This window comes from Thiorhodococcus mannitoliphagus (assembly GCF_010915725.1).
Classification (GTDB): Bacteria; Pseudomonadota; Gammaproteobacteria; order Chromatiales; family Chromatiaceae; genus Thiorhodococcus; species Thiorhodococcus mannitoliphagus.
Genome location: NZ_JAAIJR010000030.1, coordinates 33,668 through 51,446 on the forward strand (window position 1 = coordinate 33,668; position 17,779 = coordinate 51,446).

At 64.6% G+C, this 17,779-nt stretch carries 12 protein-coding genes; 1 reads left to right on the top strand and 11 read right to left on the bottom strand.

Annotated features, from left to right (window positions below):
• Positions 1–74: 74 nt before the first annotated feature.
• The 11 genes from trpA to aspS form a co-directional block, all read right to left on the bottom strand.
• On the bottom strand, positions 75–881 hold the full coding sequence (gene trpA / locus G3480_RS09490; protein ID WP_164653635.1) for a tryptophan synthase subunit alpha: 807 nt from the start codon (positions 879–881) through the stop codon (positions 75–77).
• The gene (trpB, locus tag G3480_RS09495; RefSeq protein WP_164653636.1) at positions 878–2,128 is read right to left on the bottom strand and encodes a tryptophan synthase subunit beta; all 1,251 of its coding nucleotides are present in this window, start codon (positions 2,126–2,128) and stop codon (positions 878–880) included. The genes trpA and trpB overlap by 4 nt, the downstream gene beginning before the upstream one ends.
• Positions 2,109–2,741: a phosphoribosylanthranilate isomerase gene (locus G3480_RS09500; protein ID WP_164653637.1), complete on the bottom strand. Its 633-nt coding sequence runs from the start codon at positions 2,739–2,741 to the stop codon at positions 2,109–2,111. The genes trpB and G3480_RS09500 overlap by 20 nt, the downstream gene beginning before the upstream one ends.
• 27 nt (positions 2,742–2,768) lie before the next feature.
• Positions 2,769–3,551 carry a tRNA pseudouridine(38-40) synthase TruA gene (gene truA / locus G3480_RS09505; protein WP_164653638.1) on the bottom strand — a complete coding sequence of 261 codons (783 nt, stop codon included), beginning with the start codon at positions 3,549–3,551 and terminating at the stop codon, positions 2,769–2,771.
• Positions 3,552–3,687: 136 nt separating this feature from the next.
• Positions 3,688–6,531 carry a FimV/HubP family polar landmark protein gene (locus G3480_RS09510; RefSeq protein WP_164653639.1) on the bottom strand — a complete coding sequence of 948 codons (2,844 nt, stop codon included), beginning with the start codon at positions 6,529–6,531 and terminating at the stop codon, positions 3,688–3,690.
• A gap of 376 nt (positions 6,532–6,907) precedes the next feature.
• Positions 6,908–8,029 (bottom strand): aspartate-semialdehyde dehydrogenase, encoded by a 1,122-nt coding sequence (gene asd, locus G3480_RS09515; protein ID WP_164653649.1) that lies wholly within the window; start codon positions 8,027–8,029, stop codon positions 6,908–6,910.
• A gap of 127 nt (positions 8,030–8,156) precedes the next feature.
• Complete coding sequence (leuB, locus tag G3480_RS09520) at positions 8,157–9,233, bottom strand: 3-isopropylmalate dehydrogenase (RefSeq protein WP_164653640.1); 1,077 nt, start codon at positions 9,231–9,233, stop codon at positions 8,157–8,159.
• A gap of 52 nt (positions 9,234–9,285) precedes the next feature.
• Positions 9,286–9,924 carry a 3-isopropylmalate dehydratase small subunit gene (gene leuD, locus G3480_RS09525; RefSeq protein WP_164653641.1) on the bottom strand — a complete coding sequence of 213 codons (639 nt, stop codon included), beginning with the start codon at positions 9,922–9,924 and terminating at the stop codon, positions 9,286–9,288.
• On the bottom strand, positions 9,924–11,327 hold the full coding sequence (gene leuC, locus G3480_RS09530) for a 3-isopropylmalate dehydratase large subunit (RefSeq protein WP_164653642.1): 1,404 nt from the start codon (positions 11,325–11,327) through the stop codon (positions 9,924–9,926). The genes leuD and leuC overlap by 1 nt, the downstream gene beginning before the upstream one ends.
• 198 nt (positions 11,328–11,525) lie before the next feature.
• A complete protein-coding gene (gene nudB, locus G3480_RS29235) occupies positions 11,526–12,173 on the bottom strand; it encodes a dihydroneopterin triphosphate diphosphatase (protein ID WP_338114104.1) in 648 nt (215 codons plus the stop codon).
• Positions 12,174–12,180: 7 nt separating this feature from the next.
• Positions 12,181–13,959 (bottom strand): aspartate--tRNA ligase, encoded by a 1,779-nt coding sequence (gene aspS, locus G3480_RS09540; RefSeq protein ID WP_164653643.1) that lies wholly within the window; start codon positions 13,957–13,959, stop codon positions 12,181–12,183.
• A 223-nt stretch (positions 13,960–14,182) separates the two neighbouring features.
• Here aspS and G3480_RS09545 point away from each other — a divergent pair, with 223 nt between their 5' ends.
• Positions 14,183–17,593 (top strand): aminotransferase class V-fold PLP-dependent enzyme, encoded by a 3,411-nt coding sequence (locus tag G3480_RS09545; RefSeq protein WP_164653644.1) that lies wholly within the window; start codon positions 14,183–14,185, stop codon positions 17,591–17,593.
• The last annotated feature ends 186 nt before the right edge of the window (positions 17,594–17,779 follow it).

A 17,779-nucleotide genomic window follows, 5' to 3' on the forward strand; every position in this document is an offset into this window, starting at 1 on the left:
ACTCACTGAATGCCAGGTCGGCATTGGGTCTCGTCCTTCTGAAGGCTCTCCGCCTTTCTAACGACGCCCCGCGTTCAGGCCGCGTCGATCGCGGCGCGGAGACTGGAGAGAAAGTCCCCGATGGTCGCAGGGATCTCCGCCGGGCGCTCCGCAAGCGCTTCGATGCGACTCACGATTGCGCTACCGACGATCACAGCGTCGGCGACCTTGGACACCTTGGCCGCCGTCTCGGGATCCTTGATCCCAAAGCCCACGCCGACGGGCAACGCAATGGTGCGTCGGATCGCCTCGACGTGCTCTGCCACATCCCCAGCATCCAGATTGGCCGCTCCGGTCACGCCCTTGACCGAGACGTAATAGACGAAGCCCGAGGCAACCTCACCAATACGCGCGATGCGGTCCTGCGTCGAGGTCGGCGCAAGCAGATAGACGAGATCGAGACCCTGCGCCTTCATGGTCGCGACCAGGTCGTGGCCCTCCTCCGGCGGGACGTCGACGATGAGGGCGCCGTCGACACCCGCGTCCCGAGCCCGCTCGGAGAAGGCGTCATAGCCCATGATCTCGATAGGATTGAGATATCCCATGAGCACCACGGGCGTCTCCGCGTCCTGCGTGCGGAACTCGCGCACCATGTCGAGGACGTCGGCAAGCCGCACGCCCTTGGCGAGGGCGCGCTCGGTGGCACGCTGAATCACCGGGCCGTCGGCCATGGGATCGGAAAAGGGCACGCCAAGCTCGATGATGTCCGCGCCCGCGGTCACCATGGCGTGCATTAAGGGCACTGTCGTCGTCGGCTCCGGATCACCCGCCGTCACGAAGGGGACGAGCGCGGTGCGGCCCTGCGCCTTCAGTTGCTCGAATCTCTTGGCGATACGGCTCATAGGACCAGTCCATCGTGACTCGCAACCGTGTGCATATCCTTGTCGCCACGTCCCGAGAGGTTGACCAGGATGCTCTGATCCTTACGCATCGTCGGCGCCAGCTTGTGGGCATAGGCCAAGGCGTGGCTCGACTCCAGCGCCGGGATGATGCCCTCCGTGCGCGTGAGGTGGTGAAAGGCCGCAAGCGCCTCGTCGTCGGTGACCGAGTCGTAACGCGCCCGCTTGCTGTCCTTCAGCCAAGCGTGCTCGGGGCCGACACCGGGATAGTCGAGACCGGCCGAGATGGAATGGGTCTCGATGATCTGGCCGTTCGCGTCCTCCATGAGATAGGTGCGGTTCCCGTGCAAAACGCCCGGCTTGCCGGCGCAAAGCGGCGCGGCGTGATGGCCGGTCTGCAAACCCTCGCCACCGGCCTCGACCCCGTAGATGGCAACATCGGCGTCGTCGAGGAAGGGATAGAAGAGTCCAATGGCGTTCGAGCCGCCGCCGACGCAGGCGACCAGCGCATCCGGCAACCGCCCAGTACGCTCCAACATCTGCGCGCGCGCCTCGCGACCGATCACGGTCTGGAAGTCGCGCACCATCATGGGATAGGGGTGGGGTCCCGCCACCGTGCCAATGATGTAGAAGGTGTTGTCGATGTTGGTGACCCAGTCACGCATCGCCTCATTGAGGGCGTCCTTGAGGGTCCGCGAGCCCGACTTGACCGCCACCACCTCGGCGCCCAGCAGACGCATACGGTAAACATTCGCCTCTTGCCGAGCGACGTCTACCTCGCCCATATAGACGACACACTCCAGCCCCAGCCTCGCGGCCACGGTGGCCGAGGCGACACCATGCTGACCGGCACCCGTCTCGGCAATGATGCGCGTCTTGCCCATGCGGCGTGCAAGCAGCGCCTGGCCGATGGTGTTATTGACCTTGTGCGCACCCGTATGATTGAGATCTTCACGCTTGAGGAAGATCTGGGCGCCGCCGACCTCGCGACTCCAGCGTTCGGCGTGATAGATCGGCGAGGGACGGCCGACATAGTCGCGCAGATCCGCATCCAGCTCAGACAGGAATTCAGGATCGGACTTGCAGCGCTCATAGGCCTGCTTGAGTTCATCGAGCGGATGCATCAGCGTCTCGGGAACGAACATGCCTCCGTATGGCCCGAAATGCCCAACCGCATCCGGCAGACTGTAGGCCGCCTCCCGACCCGACCCCATGCGCTCGGCATGGCTGTTATCGGCGCTTGTCGCCATCTCTTACCCCTTGCATGAAGCCAAAAATGAGAGCTGCGTCCTTGACGCCCTTGGTCGCCTCGACGCCGCCACTAACGTCGACACCATAGGGCTTGACCCGTTCAATCGCACAGGCGACATTGGCGGCGTCGAGGCCCCCAGCCAAGACGATCTCCGGCGCCAGATCGGAAGGGATGCGTTCCCAATCGAAGCGCGCACCCGTACCGCCAGCGCGGCCAGGCTGAAAGGTATCCAACAAGAGCCCATCGGCGCCGACGTAACGCTCGCGCTGCGCGCGCAGATCGATCCCCGGCCGCATTCGCAACGCCTTGATCCAGCGCCTGCCAAAGGCGGCGCAAGCGCGCGGATCCTCGTCTCCGTGGAACTGCAGCAGATCAAGCGGGACCTGCTCGAGCACAGCTTCGACGACGCTCGGGTCCTCATCGACGAAGAGGCCCACGGCGGTCACGAAAGGTGGTAACAGCTTGCAGAGCGCGGCGGCCTGCTCCGCAGTCACGGCGCGCGGGCTGGGCGGATAGAGCACGAAGCCAACGGCGTCTGCTCCAGCCGCCACAGCGGCCTGGATATCGGACGCAGTGGTCAGACCGCAGATCTTAACCCGGGTTCGAGTCATAGGCGAGCGCACTTAGACTGAGATCGCTCAATCGGCAGCCAATGGCTGCAAGGGATCGACATGGGCGACCTGCGGAAGATGGAAGGTCTCAGGATAGTCAGCCCGCAAGAAAGACAGGCCATGAGGCTGCGCGGTAACGCCCCCAAGGGTGCGGTCCCTGACCCGCAGCAGTTCCAGGGTCCAATCAGACTCGGCCTCGCGGCGACCGATCGCGATGAGAACACCCGCGATATTGCGGACCATGTGATGGAGAAAGCCGTTGGCCCCGATGCCGAGGGTGATGAGTTCATCCCGCTCAGCGACGTCCAAGTAGTGAACGCGGCGAACTGGGCTCTTGGCCTGACAGCCGATGGCCCGGAAACTGGAGAAATCATGCTCGCCGACGAGGTGCTGCGCCGCGCTCCGCATGCGCTCGAGATCAAGGGCTTCATGAACCCAAACCGCGCGGTTGCGCTGCAAGGGAGAGCGTGTTCGGCGCACCATGATCTGATAACGGTAGTGCCGCGCGAAGGCGCTAAAACGCGCGTGGAAGCTTTCGTCGACCGGATGCGCCCAGCGCACCGCAACATCCGGCGGCAGATTGACGTTGGCGCCGAGCACCCAAGAGCGCTCACTGCGCGTCGCGGTCGTGTCGAAATGGACGACCTGCTCAAGCGCGTGAACGCCTGTGTCCGTTCGTCCTGCGCAATGCAAGGTCACCGGGTGATTGGCAACACGGCCCACCGCCTCTTCAAGGCTGGCCTGAACCGTGCGCGTGTCCACTTGTCGCTGCCACCCATGGAAGTCGGTACCGTCATACTCGACACCCATGGCAATCCTGCCTGGCCTCAAATCAGCACCACCTCAGGTAAAGGCAGCCGGGCCGCTTCGCGGCCCGGCTTCAGGCGGCAGCACCAGCCCGAACAGTCGCTCGAACTCGCCCCGCTATCATCGCTTGAGTCTCGTCTCAGCCCAAACCTTCGAGCATCGACTTCGCCTCGCCCTTCTGCTCATCACGCCCCTCTGACATAACCTCTTGCAAGATCTCGCGCGCGGCCTCCTTGTCGTCCATCTCGATGTAGGCGCGGGCCAGATCGAGTTTGGTCGCAGTCTCGTCCCAGATACCTGAGTCGATCTGCCATTGAGAAGAGAGCAGATCACTCGGAACGCTCTCCTGATCGGGCGGCAGGCCCGGCCCGGAGGATTCCGAGGATCCACTCGTCGACTGGCCAAGCAGGCCGAGGTCAACATCCTTAGGCCGCGCACCCTCCATCTCATCGCGTGCGAGCGTTGGTTCGTCGATCGTCTCGGTGTCGAAGATAGAGTCCAGGTCGTCGACGTCTTCGACCCGATGTTCTTCGAGGCTGAGTTCGATCTCCGTGTCGTCAGTGTCCGCGCCAGTGTCATGCTGGTCTTTGTCAGCCTGATTCACGGCGACCGTCATGGCATCGCCGAAGGCGTCGATGTCCAGCTCGGAGTCGTCGAGTCCAACGTCGATGACGGCACGCTTCGCCCCGCTCGCCTGGTCCGACTCACCCTCCTGCTCGAACTCCAGCTCGTCGAGCAAGTCTGAGCTATCGTCGTCCTGCCCCGAGGAACCTTGGACGTCGCTGAGATCCAGCGAGAGCGAATCTTCCAAGCCGAGATCCAAGGAGTCCTCGCGCCCCCAAGAAAGCTCCTTGCCTGGCGTCGGCGCCACCGGAACGGCACCGGCACCGCCGCTCGACTGCAGCTGCTCGCGCTGGCTCTGCAGCTTATTCCACTGCGCCGCATCCTGCTGATCACCGCCCGCCGACTGGATCTCCTCCATGATCGCCGCCAGGGAGTTGAGATCCCGCGACGCGGCAAACGCTTCCGCGAGCTTGTACTTGATATCCAACCGCTCCGGAAAACGCCCCAGCTCATTCTTGAGAAGATCCTGCGCCTCACTGTAACGGCCGTACGCGATGTAGATGTCGGCCTCGGAGAGGACATCGGCCTCGTCGGTCTCCGCGTCGAAGTTGCTCAACGAGGACATCATGGTCACGCCCGACTCGCCATCGCCCTCGTTCGTCTGCAGCGACGCCTGCTCGGAAAGCGGCTCATTGGCGGCCCGCGAGGTCGCGGCAATGGTCTCGTCATCGTCACCGACGACGGAGGAGCGCGGCTCGGTCGTCACATCCAAGGTGTCGTCGCGCGCGTCTTCGAGACCGATTTCATCCTCGTCGAAGGCTTCTTCTTCCTCGCGACGGCGGCGCATCGTGATCCACGAGAAGACCATAATGCCGACGGCAGTCAGGCCTGCGAGTCCCGCCAGCGGCAGCAGCAGCGCGTGCCAGGTCGAGGACTCTTCTTGCTCCGCAACCGGCGTTGGCAACTGGTCCGCAGCCGGAGGCTGTGGCGGCTCGACCACTGCTTCCGCCGTCTCTTCGACCACCAGCGGCTCCGTCGGTGTCGGGACAGGAATCAAGCCCAGCTCCTCCGAAACCGACTCCTCTTCCTCGGCGAGCGCGGCATCCAGCGCTTCCCCCGCTGTCTCGGCCACTTCAACCGCTTCTTCGAGTGCGGGCTCGACACCCGCCTCCTCCGGCACGACCGCAACCTCCTCGGTCGCGACCTCTTCAACCACCGGCTCAAGCGTCGCCTCGCCTTCGGTCGGCAACTGCTCCGCCGAGACTGTCTCCGTGGTGACTGTCTCCGTCGCAACTGGGGGCCTGGGCTCGCCGAGGGTGCCGGGGACGTCCTTGACGTCTTGCAGCCGAGAAAGCTCGGCGTTGCGCAGCTGCAACAGGGTCTGAATGTCCGCGAGCTGAGTCTCAAGCTCGCGAATACGATCACGTAACTCGACCGTCTCTTGGCGGGTGCTCTCAGAGGTCTCCAGCGCCAGCATGACGTCTTGCTGGACCTTTGGCGAAGTCGTTGGAGGAGGCGCCTGAGTCCCTGCCGCCGGCGCAGCTGCAGCTGCCGCAGCGGTTGGCTGGGTTGCCCCCGTCACGCGCAACTGCGAGGCGGCCATGGCTTGAGACACATCCGTCAGGGGCGCGCGATATTGGGCCCGACCACGCAAGGCAGCGGCATACTCGCGCTCCGCTGTTGCGGGATCCAGGGCGAACAGCTCCGCCTTGCTCGGGATGACGAGTGTTTTCCCCGCAATCAGCCGATTGATGTTGCCGCGAATGAAGGCGTTTTGGTTATTGCGGTAGAGCGCCATCGCAGTCTGAGCGACAGTCGCCCCCGCTGGGGCCTGGCTGCGTGCCAAGACCCAGAGCCCATTGCCGTTACCAACGGGGCCGACGTAGACAGGGAAGCCATCGCCTGGACCGGAAATGTAGTTGGAGCGACCGCTCGAGGCGGCAACGGAAGCCGCCCTGTCAGCGCCAGCCGCCGCACTGCCGGCGCGGGCAGCGCGCACGGAAGGCGAGGCTGTGCGCTGAGACATGCCCGGCGGATCGAGCAGAACGGTGTACTCCTTCAGGAGCTTACCCGAAGGCCAAACCACCTCCACCAAGAAATCCATGTAGGGCTCGCGGATCGGATCCGTGCTGGAAATCCGCACGACAGGCTTGCCCTGAGCATTGATATCAGGAGTGAATTGGAGGCGGGTGAGGTAGTAGTAGCGCTCGATACCCGCCTTGGAGAAGGCAACCTGCGAGCCGAGCGAGGCGCTGACCGAGTCTAGCTCGTCGGCACGCACATCCCTTAGCTCGATCTCGCCAACGAATGGCTGATTGAGGGCTGATTGAGGACGCAGGCCACCCAGACCCAGGGCGGAAACATCGGTGCCGGCCAAGACCATGGTGATGGTCGACGCTAAAATGAGCTTGCGAGACATCCTCCTCCCTCGTGCACAACGCAATGACATGATTCCAACCAAGTCCTGGGAGCTCGCCTCATTGAGAGTAAGCTCGTTATTCCCTCAGGCCGTTCAAGCTGTTCTGGAGAGCACAGGAACCTCGCCTTTGATCGCTTGCCTTGGCGCAGAACCGCACTCATCAATCGCCAGAAAAAGGGATCGATCAGCTATTCCTCAGCCCGTGATCCTGTCACCAGCCCCAGTCATCGAGCCGGTTTCGTCCCGCATCCTACTCGATCCGGATCGCCAACTTTGAGCCTTGGGTCACCATAATTTCGTTCGCGGATCACCTCAAGCGGTAGAAGACTATAGCCGATTGGCATGCTTTCACCAAGGCAGCGGGCACGCATTGCGCCTAAGACGAGCGCTCATCAAGGATTGCAAGCATGCGCCTCAGCGGCTCTGCCGCACCCCAGAGGAGCTGATCACCCACAGTGAAGGCGGAAACGTAGGAATTACCCAAATTCATCTTCCGTAAACGCCCCACCGGAACCTGCAGCATGCCGGTCGCGGCAGCGGGAGAAAGCGCGCGAATCGTCTGCTCGCGCTCATTGGGAATCAGCCTCACCCAATCATTGGAGCTTGTGATGATGCGCTCGATCTCAGCGATCGCGACGTCCTCGGTGAGCTTGATCGTCAACCCCTGACTATGGCAGCGCATGGCTCCGACCCGTGCGCAGATGCCATCGATCGGAATCGGCGCATCGCTCAACCCCAAGATCTTGTTGGTCTCGGCATAGCCCTTCCATTCTTCGCGGCTTTGACCGTTCTCAAGCTGCGTATCGATCCAAGGAATGAGACTGCCGGCCAAGGGCGCGCCGAAATTCGCCGTCGGGAAGGCAGGTGCCCGCATGCAGTCGGTCACCTGACGATCGATCTCGAGAATCGCCGCCGCAGGATCCGCCAGCAGCCCCGCAACCGATCCGTGCAGCGCACCCATCTGGGACAGCAGCTCGCGCATGTTCTTGGCCCCGGCGCCCGAGGCCGCCTGATAGGTCATGGCGCTGACCCATTCGACGAGCCCCGCGTTGAAGAGCCCACCGATCGCCATGAGCATCAGGCTCACGGTGCAATTTCCACCGATGAAGTCGCGCTTGCCGGCATCGAGGGCGGCATCGATGACCGGGCGATTGACCGGATCCAGCACGATGGTCGCATCAGGGTCCATGCGCAACGCGGATGCTGCATCGATCCAGTAGCCATCCCAACCAGCGGCCCGGAGTTCGGGGTAGACAGCCTTCGTGTAGCTGCCCCCTTGGCAGGTAAGGATGACATCCATCTCGCCAAGCGCCTCGACGGATTCCGCATCCAGCAAGGGGCTGGCCCCGCGCCCAACATCCGGACCGGGCTGACCGGCCTGTGAGGTCGAAAAGAAGACGGGATCGGCGATCCGCGCAAAATCATTTTCTGCGCGCATCCGCTCCATGAGCACGGAGCCCACCATGCCTCGCCAACCGACGAATCCCACCCGCGTCATCATCTAACCCCACAAAGTCCAGTCGTCGTTCAGCAGCACAGGCTCAGGAGAACCTTCACTCACAGCGCTTCCCGCCAAGCCAGGGACGCTCCGCCCGCATCGCTGCCATGATGACAGCCACTCAGCCTCACGTTAGGGCTGCGACCACGGCATCGCCCATCTCGGCAGTGCCGACCTGCCGCATGCCCTCCGACATGATGTCGGCAGTACGCAGCCCCTGATCCAAGACCTGCGAAACCGCCTTTTCGATGCGCTCGGCCGCCGCCGGCGCATCCAGCGAATAGCGCAGCATCATCGCCACCGAGAGGATGGTCGCCAAGGGGTTGGCGACGCCACGGCCGGCGATATCAGGCGCAGAGCCATGGATCGGCTCATACATGCCTTGGCCGTCCGCGTTCAGCGATGCGGAGGGTAGCATGCCGATGGATCCGGTCAGCATGGCGGCGCAATCCGAGAGGATGTCGCCGAACATGTTGGTGGTCACCATGACATCGAACTGTTTGGGCGCGCGCACCAGCTGCATGGCCGCGTTGTCGACATACATGTGACTCAGCTCAATCTCAGGATAGTCGGCAACGGCCTTGACGGCGACCTCGCGCCACATCTCGGTGCACTCCAGCACGTTCGCCTTGTCCACCGAGCAGACCTTCTTGCCACGCTTCATGGCGATATCGAAGGCGACGCGGCAAATGCGATCGACCTCGGACTCAGTATAGACAAGCGTATTGACACCCTTGCGCTCACCGGAGGGCAGCGTCTCGATGCCGCGCGGCTGGCCGAAATAGATGCCACCGGTCAGCTCACGCACGATCATGATGTCGAGCCCTGCAACGACCTCGGGCTTCAGCGTCGAGGCGTCGGCGAGCTGGGGATAGAGAATGGCCGGACGCAGATTGGCGAAAAGCCCTAGACCGGCGCGGAGTCCGAGCAGGCCTTTTTCCGGACGCTTGGAGATGTGCAAGGGCTCCCACTTGGGACCGCCGACCGCGCCGAGCAGGACTGCATCGGAGGCCTTGGCTGCCTCCAAGGTCTCGGCCGGGAGCGGATCACCGGCGGCATCATAGGCCGCGCCGCCGATCAAGGCGTCCTCGATACTCACATCAATGCTGCCGTCCGCCTGCAAGGCCTGCAGCACCTTCATTGCCTCGGCGACGATCTCGGGGCCGATGCCGTCACCAGCAACGACCAGAATCTTCTTGCTCAAATCTCAGTCTCCAAATGCATTGGCGCGATTGGCGTCCACAGGCCGCTCAGGCCTAGATGAACAGCCAAGGCGCCTCTTGGCGGCGACGCTCCTCGTAGGCGCGAATAACGTCGGTCTCTTGCAGCGTCAGTCCGATGTCATCCAGCCCCTCGAGCAGGCGGTGCTTGCTGCCAGAGTCGACGTCAAAGGTGATCAGGGTCCCATCGGGGAGCGACAGCGTCTGTGCGGCAAGATCCACGCTCATGCTCAGTGGCGTCTCACCCACGGCCTTGGCGAAGAGGGTGTCGATCCTGGTCTTTTCGAGCACGATCGGCAGCAGGCCGTTCTTGAAACAGTTGTTGAAGAAGATATCGGCGAAGCTCGGCGCCAGGATCACCTTGAAGCCAAAGTCGGCAAGCGCCCAAGGGGCATGCTCGCGCGAGGAGCCGCAGCCGAAATTTTCGCGCGTCAGCAGGATCTGCGCCTTGGCATAGCGTGGATCGTTCAGGACGAAACCCTGATTGCGCGGACGATTGGTGCAGTCCATATCCGGCTCACCATGGTCCAGATAGCGCCATTCGTCGAACAGGAAGGGACCGAAGCCGGTCCGCTTAATGCTCTTGAGGAACTGCTTGGGAATAATGGCGTCGGTGTCGATATTTGCCCGGTCGAGCGGGGCGACCACACCGCTAACCTTCTTGAACGCGTCCATCACAGCTCCCTCACGTCGACGAAATGCCCAGTCACCGCCGCGGCGGCAGCCATCGCGGGGCTGACCAGATGGGTGCGCCCACCCTGCCCCTGACGACCCTCGAAGTTGCGGTTCGAGGTCGAGGCGCAGCGCTCGCCGGGCTCGAGTCGATCGGCGTTCATGGCCAAACACATGGAGCAGCCAGGCTCGCGCCACTCGAAGCCGGCCTCGACGAAGATCTTATCGAGCCCCTCGGCCTCGGCTTGCTCCTTCACCAGGCCGGAGCCTGGGACGACCATGGCGAGCTTAATGCTGTCAGCGACCTTGCGGCCCTTGGCGATCTCGGCCGCGGCGCGCAGATCCTCGATCCGGGAATTGGTGCAAGAGCCGATGAAGACCTTGTCCGGACGGATCTCGGTCAGCGGCGTACCAGCGGTTAGCCCCATGTATTCGAGCGCGCGGCGGATGCCATTCGCCTTGACCTCATCGCCTGCGTCATCCGGGGTCGGGACTCGACCGTCCACCGGCAGCACCATCTCGGGCGAGGTGCCCCAGGTCATCTGCGGCTTGATGCTGGCCGCGTCGATGCGGATCACCTTATCGAACTGGGCACCCTCGTCACTCACCAGGGTGCGCCAGTGCGCGGCGGCGCGGTCGAACATCTCACCCGCAGGTGCGAGCGGGCGTCCGCGCATGTAGTCGACCGTCTTCTCGTCGACGGCGACCAACCCAGCGCGGGCACCGGCCTCGATCGCCATGTTGCAGACGGTCATCCGGCCCTCCATGCTGAGATCGCGCATCGCCTCACCGCCGAACTCGATGACGTAGCCAGTACCGCCCGCCGTGCCGATCTCGCCGATGATCGCGAGCACGACATCTTTGGCGGTCACGCCAGCACCCAGGTTGCCATCGACGCTGACCAGCATCGACTTGGACTTACGCTGGATCAGCGTCTGAGTCGCCAGCACATGCTCGACCTCGGAGGTACCGATGCCGAATGCCAAAGCGCCGAAGGCGCCATGCGTCGCCGTGTGAGAATCGCCGCACACAACGGTGCTGCCCGGCAGGGTAAAACCCTGCTCGGGGCCGATGACGTGGACCACGCCCTGACGCTTGTCGCCCATCCCAAGCTCAGTGATGCCAAAGGTCAGACAGTTGGTACCAAGCGCTTCCACCTGGATCCGGGACACGGGGTCCGCGATGCCCTTGGCGCGATCTGTCGTCGGGACGTTGTGATCCGGGACCGCAAGGTTCGCGCTCGTTCGCCACGGCTTGCGGCCCGCCAGGCGCAGACCCTCGAAGGCTTGCGGCGAAGTCACCTCATGGATCAGCTGCCGATCGATATAGAGTAAAGCCGTGCCATCGTCGTCGACACGGACGACGTGCTCGTCCCAGAGTTTGTCGTAGAGGGTCTTGGCGACCATGGCCCACCTCAGCTAAAAAAATACAATCGCGTAGAATAGTCCGCGCGCCTGGGAGTTGCAATTCCAGCCGCGGGCGTCCAGCGCTTCGACGACTGCCCGAAGGCGCCCGACCATCCAAGGCCGTCGGGATCGGGATCGAACCGACGATAGCGATCCCGATCCCGATGGCATGACTCGTCGGTCTGAGGCGAAGCCTCGCTAGGTCTTGGACAAAGCCCGCCGAAAGCGCGAGTCGATGACGCGCGACGTGCGCCGGATCGATCGCCCGCCCTGCCCCGTCGTACCGCATCCGCCCATGGGATCGAGCACGCAGGCAACCCGCTGAATCGCGTCTCGATTGGTCCAGGAGCCAGTCAGCTCAACGGCCTCTGGGGCTGAGAGCCAACGGCTCGTCAGGTGCTCCCGCTGGCTCAGCCGAACGTGCCGCCGTGAATCCAGCACCAGCGCGAACCAGTATTCCCGGTTGAAGCAAACATTGAGCGCATAGCGCCTACGCCAAGCGGGGATGATGGGGAAGAGGACGGACTGGTGCAGGTCGATCAGCCCGCCTCCGGCGCGGATGCCCGTCTCTTCGAAGACCTCACGGGCCGCAGCCAGCCGCGGTGTCTCGCCCGGATCTAGGCTCCCGGTCACAGATTGCCAGAAACCCTTCGGGCGCGTCCGCTGCATCAGCAGAAACTCGCCCTGGCGGGTACAGACAACCACCAGGACCGACTGAGGCCGTTTGAGTTCGCCTTTGGACATCGGCCCCTCGCGTTCTTGAACCACCGCATCTCCGCCAGCCGTCAACTGCGGCTGCTCGGGTCCCGGAGCCGCCAGACCGTCGCGACCCTCGGGGGTCGGCATCGGCCGATCAGGCCCGCGGCCGAATCCGCAGCGCCAGTTCCTTGAGCTGATTCTCGTCGACCGCGGATGGCGCGTCCGTGAGCAGACAGGCCGCCGTTTGGGTCTTGGGGAAGGCCATGACATCACGGATAGAGGTCGCACCCGTCATGAGCATGACCAGGCGATCCAGACCGAAGGCGATACCGCCGTGCGGCGGGCAGCCGAACTTGAGCGCCTTGAGCAGGAAGCCAAAGCGGTCCTCGGCCTGTTCGTCGCTGATGTTCAGCAGCTTGAAGACGCGGCGCTGGACCGCCTCGCGATGGATACGGATGGAGCCGCCGCCGATCTCGGTGCCGTTGAGGACCATGTCGTAGGCACGCGAGAGACAGGCACCGGGATCCTGCTCCAAGGTGTCCAGTTGCTCCTCCTTGGGGGCGGTGAAGGGGTGATGCAGCGCGACCCAGCGGTTGCTGTTGGGATCGTGCTCGAACATGGGGAAATCGACGACCCACAGCGGACGCCAGCCCTCTTCCATGAGATTGAGATCCTGACCCAGCTTGACCCGCAGCGCGCCGATCGACTCGTTGACCACAGTGGCCTTGTCGGCGCCGAAGAAGACCAGGTCGCCGTCCTCAGCCCCGGTGCGCTCCATGATCCCCTGCACCGCAGAGTCCGGCAGGAACTTGAGGATGGGCGACTGTAGCCCCTCGCGGCCCTTGGCGGACCACTCGTTGACCTTGATGTAGGCCAGCCCCTTGGCACCGTAGATGCCGACGAACTGGGTGTAGCCGTCGATCTCCTTGCGGGTCAGCTCGCTGCCCTTGGGCAGGCGCAGCGCGACCACGCGGCCTTCCGGATCCTTGGCCGGACCGGCAAACACCTTGAAGTCGACCTCGTCCATGAGATCCGCGACATCGATCAGCTCAAGCGGCACGCGCAGGTCCGGGCGGTCGGAGCCGAAGCGACGCATGGACTCGGCATAGGACAGGCGCGGGAAGGAGTTCGGCAGCTCGACGCCGCTCACCTCTTGGAAGAGCGCGCGGATCATCTCCTCCATCAGCCCCATGAGTTCGTCCTCCGACATAAAGGAGACCTCGATGTCGAGCTGGGTGAACTCGGGCTGACGGTCGGCGCGCAGGTCCTCGTCGCGGAAGCAGCGGGCGATCTGATAGTAGCGGTCCATGCCGGACATCATCAGCAGCTGTTTGAAGAGCTGCGGCGACTGCGGCAGGGCGAAGAACTCGCCCGGATGGGTGCGGCTGGGAACCAGGTAGTCGCGCGCGCCCTCGGGCGTGGACTTGGTGAGGATGGGCGTCTCGATGTCCAGGAAGCCCTGTCCATCGAGGAAGGTGCGCATGGCCTGGGTCACCTGGCTGCGGACCCGCAGACGGGCCTGCATCTCGGGGCGGCGCAGGTCGAGGTAGCGGTAGCGCAGCCGGATCTCCTCGGAGGCGTCGGCCGAATGGGTGTCGAGCTGGATCGGCGGCGTCTCGGAGGCGTTGAGGATTTCGAGTTCCAGCCCGAGCACCTCGACCATGCCGGTCGGCAGATCGGGATTGACCGTGCCCTCGGGACGCGGACGCACCCGGCCCTGAATCCTGAGAACGTACTCACTGCGAACCTGCTCCGCGCGCGAGAAGACCTCGGCGCGGTCGGGATCGAACACGACCTGCACCAGCCCCTCGCGATCGCGCAGATCGATGAAGATCACGCCGCCATGGTCACGTCGCCGTTGTACCCAGCCGCAGAGCACGACCTCCTGGCCATCATGGCTGTCGTTCAAGTCTCCACAGTAATGCGTGCGCATCGGTGTCTAGCCCCATCGTTTAGCGGTAGATGGACCTGCCTTCGCGGCGGGCTGGGTCCGTCATGAAAAAGCCAGCAAGCTTAACGTGCTGTCTCTCATCGCCGCAAGTGGATGGAGCCGAAATCTCGGCGCGACGACGGGCGGCGGAGCGCGCGCCTGCCTGTACAATCCGCGGTCGAGTCAACTGGACCAACGCCGCCCACCTGGACAGGAAGGAGATCCAATGTCGGTCGAAGACACAACAAAAGCACGAACCGGACGCAAGGCCATCTGCGGGATCTGCCCGGCCGGCTGTTGGGTCGAGGTCGACTACGACGCCGAGGGCCGCCTGGACCGGCTGCGCCCGGACAGGGACCATCCGCTGGGCGCCATCTGCACCCTGGGCGAGCACGCCAAGGAGATCGTCTATTCCGAGCATCGGCTCAAGCAGCCGATGCGCCGCAAGGGACCGAAAGGGACACTCGACTTCGAGCCCATCAGCTGGGACGCAGCCTTCGCCCTGATGACCGAGCGGTTGACGTCGATCAAGGCCGAGTCCGGCCCCGAGGCCACCGCCATCTACACCGGGCGCGGCAGCTTCGAGCTGGCGATGTGCGACCTCTACCAGCCCAAGGGCGTCGCGGTCTCCTCCGCCTCCAGCGTGCTCTTCCCCTTCGGCTCGCCCAACACCCTGGGCGTTGGCGCCCTCTGCTATGTCTCCATGGCTATGATCGCGCCGCACGTCACCATGGGCGGCATGTTCATCAACATGTTCTCGGATCTGGAGAACGCGGATCTCATCGTCGTCTGGGGCGCCAACCCGGCCACAGACTGCCCGCCGCGCGATCTGGAACGCATTCTCGCGGCTCGGCGACGCGGGGCTGAGGTCGTGGTGATCGATCCGCGCCGCACGCGCACCGCCAAGCTCGCCGAGGCCGAATGGGTGCCGATCCGGCCCGGTACGGACGGTGCGCTGGCCCTGGCGATGGCCAACGTCATCATCGAAGAGGAGCTCTACGACGAGACATTCGTGCGCGACTGGACGCTCGGCTTCGACGACTTCAGCCAGTACGTCCAGCACTTCCGCGCCGAGGAAGCGGCGGCGATCACGGGCGTTCCGGCGGAGACCATCCGCCGACTGGCGCGCCGCATCGCCGGGGCCGACGGCGCCAGCCCGGTCATGTACACCGGGCTGGAATACAGCGACTCCGGCGTGCAGGCGATCCGCGCCACCATGGTGCTTTGGGCGCTGGCGGGCCAGCTCGATGTGCCGGGCGGGCGCTGCTTCGCGATGCCGAACACTGACTTCCCGATCAACCGCAGCGGGCTCATCGCCAATCCGGATCTCAACAAGGCGCTCGGCCGCGACCGCTTCCCCGTCTACAGCCAGTATCGCGGCGAATCCCACGCCATCGCCCTGCCGGAGTCGATCCTGGAGGGCAAGCCCTACCGGATTCGCGGCCTCATCGTCCTCGGCGGCTCCCTCATCACCGCCTGGCCGCAGCCCGAAATCTGGAAAGAGACGCTCGGCGCGCTCGATTTCCTGGTCTGCATCGACCGTCAGTTGACCGCCGACTGCGCCTACGCCGACCTGGTGCTGCCGGCGACCACCGGCTTCGAGATCGACAGCTATATGCACTACGGCCCCATCTTCCGGCTGCGCGATCGGGTGATCGAGCCGGTCGGCGAGGCCCGCAACGACTTCCTCATTCTCGCCGAACTGGCCCAGCGGCTCGGCTATGGCGAGCGCTTCCCACAGGACGAGGAGTCGATCCAGCGCTTCGCGCTCCAGGGCAGCGGCTACAGCCTGGAAGAGGTACGCGACGCGGGCGGCTGGGTGGAGCGCGACACGGCCATGATGGAATACAAGAAATGGGAGAAGGGGCTCCTCAGGCCGGACGGCAAGCCGGGCTTCGACACCCCCTCCGGCAAGCTCGAAATCGCCTCAAGCATCCTCGCCGAGCACGGCTACGACGCCCTGCCCGTCTACACCGAGCCCGCCGAAGGCCCGCTGGCCCGCCCGGACCTGGCCGAGCGCTTCCCGTTGGTCTTCAATTCGGGCGCGCGCGTCACCACCGACTTCCGCTCCCAGCACCGCGGCATCCCTGGACTGATCAAGAAGCGCCCCGAGCCGACCGTGACCATCAACAGCCGCGACGCCGCCGCACGCGGCATCGCCAAGGGTGACAAGGTGCGCATCCGCTCGCCACGCGGCGCCGTCGAGATGCGTGCCCTGGTCACGGACGACATGGTGCAAGGCGCCATCGACGCCAACATGGGCGGCGGCACGCCGGTGGGGCCGGATGCCTGGCGCAACGCCAACATCAACGTGCTGACCGACATCAGCCGCCACGACCCCATCAGCGGCTTCCCGATCTACAAGACGCTGCTGTGCGAGGTCGAGCTGGCAGCCGGCGTGACGGACCGAGTCGAGATCGACAGCGGCGAGCGCGCCTCGGCGGCAAGTCAGCGAGAAGCCGTGACCGGCAGTTCCAGCCGCCGCATCGATCTCGACGCCAACGCCACCACGCCGATCGCAGCGCCGGTGCGCAACGCCATGCGCGACGCACTCGATGGACTCGACGGCAACGCCTCCAGCATCCATCGCGAGGGCAAGGCCGCCCGCCAGGCCATCGAAGAGGCCAGGCGCAAGCTCGCCAGTCTGCTGAACTGCACCGCGCGGCGCATCCACTTCACCGGCGGCGGGAGCGAGGCGAACAACCTCGCCATCAAGGGACTCGCCTTCGCCCATCCCGAGCGCGGCCACATCATCACGAGCAGCATCGAGCATCCGTCGGTGCTGGCGACCTGTCGCTGGCTCGAAGCGCGCATGGGCCGGCGCCTGACCTCTCTGCCAGTGGATTCACAGGGCCTGGTCAACCCGGATGATCTGGCGGACGCGCTGAGCGACGACACCTTGCTGGTCAGCATCATGACCGCCAACAACGAGACGGGCAGCCTGCAGCCCATCGCGGAACTCGCCGCCATCGCCCATGGGCGCGGGGCCTTCTTCCATACGGACGCCGTGCAGGCGCTGGGCAAGCGACCGCTCGATGTCGAGGCCCTCGGGGTGGACCTGCTAACGCTCTCCGCACACAAGATCCGGGGCCCCAAGGGCGTGGGCGCGCTCTATCTCGGCAAGGGCGTCGAGCTGGACCCGCTGATTCACGGCGGCCATCAGGAGCATGGGCTGCGGGCGGGCACTGAGAACACCGTCGGCATCGTCGGGCTCGGAGCAGCGGCCGAGCTGGCCGCGAGCGGGCTGGAGCATGCCGATGAGATCCGCGCCCTGCGTGACCGGCTAGGCGCGGGTCTGGCGAAGGTCTTCCCAGAGGCGCGGTTGAACGGCCACCCGAGCGAGCGCCTAACCAATACGCTCAACCTCTGTGTTCCGGGCGTGCGCGGCGAATCGCTGGTGCTCGCGATGGACCGTCTCGGCGTCGCCTTCTCGTCCGGATCGGCCTGCCGCTCCGGCTCGCCCGAGCCTTCGCACGCACTCCTGGCGATGGGGTTGAGCCCGGCGGACGCCCATTGCTCGATTCGTCTCTCGCTGAGCCCGGAGACAACCGCCGCCGACATCGATCAGGCGATCGAGCGCTTCGGTCAGGTCGCGACCGGTGGGGCCGAGGGGATTCGCTTCGTAGCCTGTCGCTAGGCGGTGTGGCATCGATCATGGGTTCGGGCGCAGCGCTGTTGTCGAGGCTTGTGAGCCACGACGATGCCCTTCTTGGGTCTTCGCAGTTGCAGCAGCCGGTCAGAACCGTCCGCCCGGCCTTGGAATCTCTGCGACGGCATCACGCGGTTATGTGAACCTTCACATAACCGCGTTTATGTGAAGGTC

Coding starts and splice junctions, on each gene's coding strand:
- aspS (WP_164653643.1), bottom strand. CDS start 13,959: ATGCGCACGCATTACTGTGGAGACTTGAACGACAGCCATGATGGCCAG.
- nudB (WP_338114104.1), bottom strand. CDS start 12,173: ATGCCGACCCCCGAGGGTCGCGACGGTCTGGCGGCTCCGGGACCCGAG.
- leuD (WP_164653641.1), bottom strand. CDS start 9,924: ATGGACGCGTTCAAGAAGGTTAGCGGTGTGGTCGCCCCGCTCGACCGG.
- G3480_RS09510 (WP_164653639.1), bottom strand. CDS start 6,531: ATGTCTCGCAAGCTCATTTTAGCGTCGACCATCACCATGGTCTTGGCC.
- trpA (WP_164653635.1), bottom strand. CDS start 881: ATGAGCCGTATCGCCAAGAGATTCGAGCAACTGAAGGCGCAGGGCCGC.
- G3480_RS09500 (WP_164653637.1), bottom strand. CDS start 2,741: ATGACTCGAACCCGGGTTAAGATCTGCGGTCTGACCACTGCGTCCGAT.
- asd (WP_164653649.1), bottom strand. CDS start 8,029: ATGACGCGGGTGGGATTCGTCGGTTGGCGAGGCATGGTGGGCTCCGTG.
- leuC (WP_164653642.1), bottom strand. CDS start 11,327: ATGGTCGCCAAGACCCTCTACGACAAACTCTGGGACGAGCACGTCGTC.
- truA (WP_164653638.1), bottom strand. CDS start 3,551: ATGGGTGTCGAGTATGACGGTACCGACTTCCATGGGTGGCAGCGACAA.
- G3480_RS09545 (WP_164653644.1), top strand. CDS start 14,183: ATGTCGGTCGAAGACACAACAAAAGCACGAACCGGACGCAAGGCCATC.
- trpB (WP_164653636.1), bottom strand. CDS start 2,128: ATGGCGACAAGCGCCGATAACAGCCATGCCGAGCGCATGGGGTCGGGT.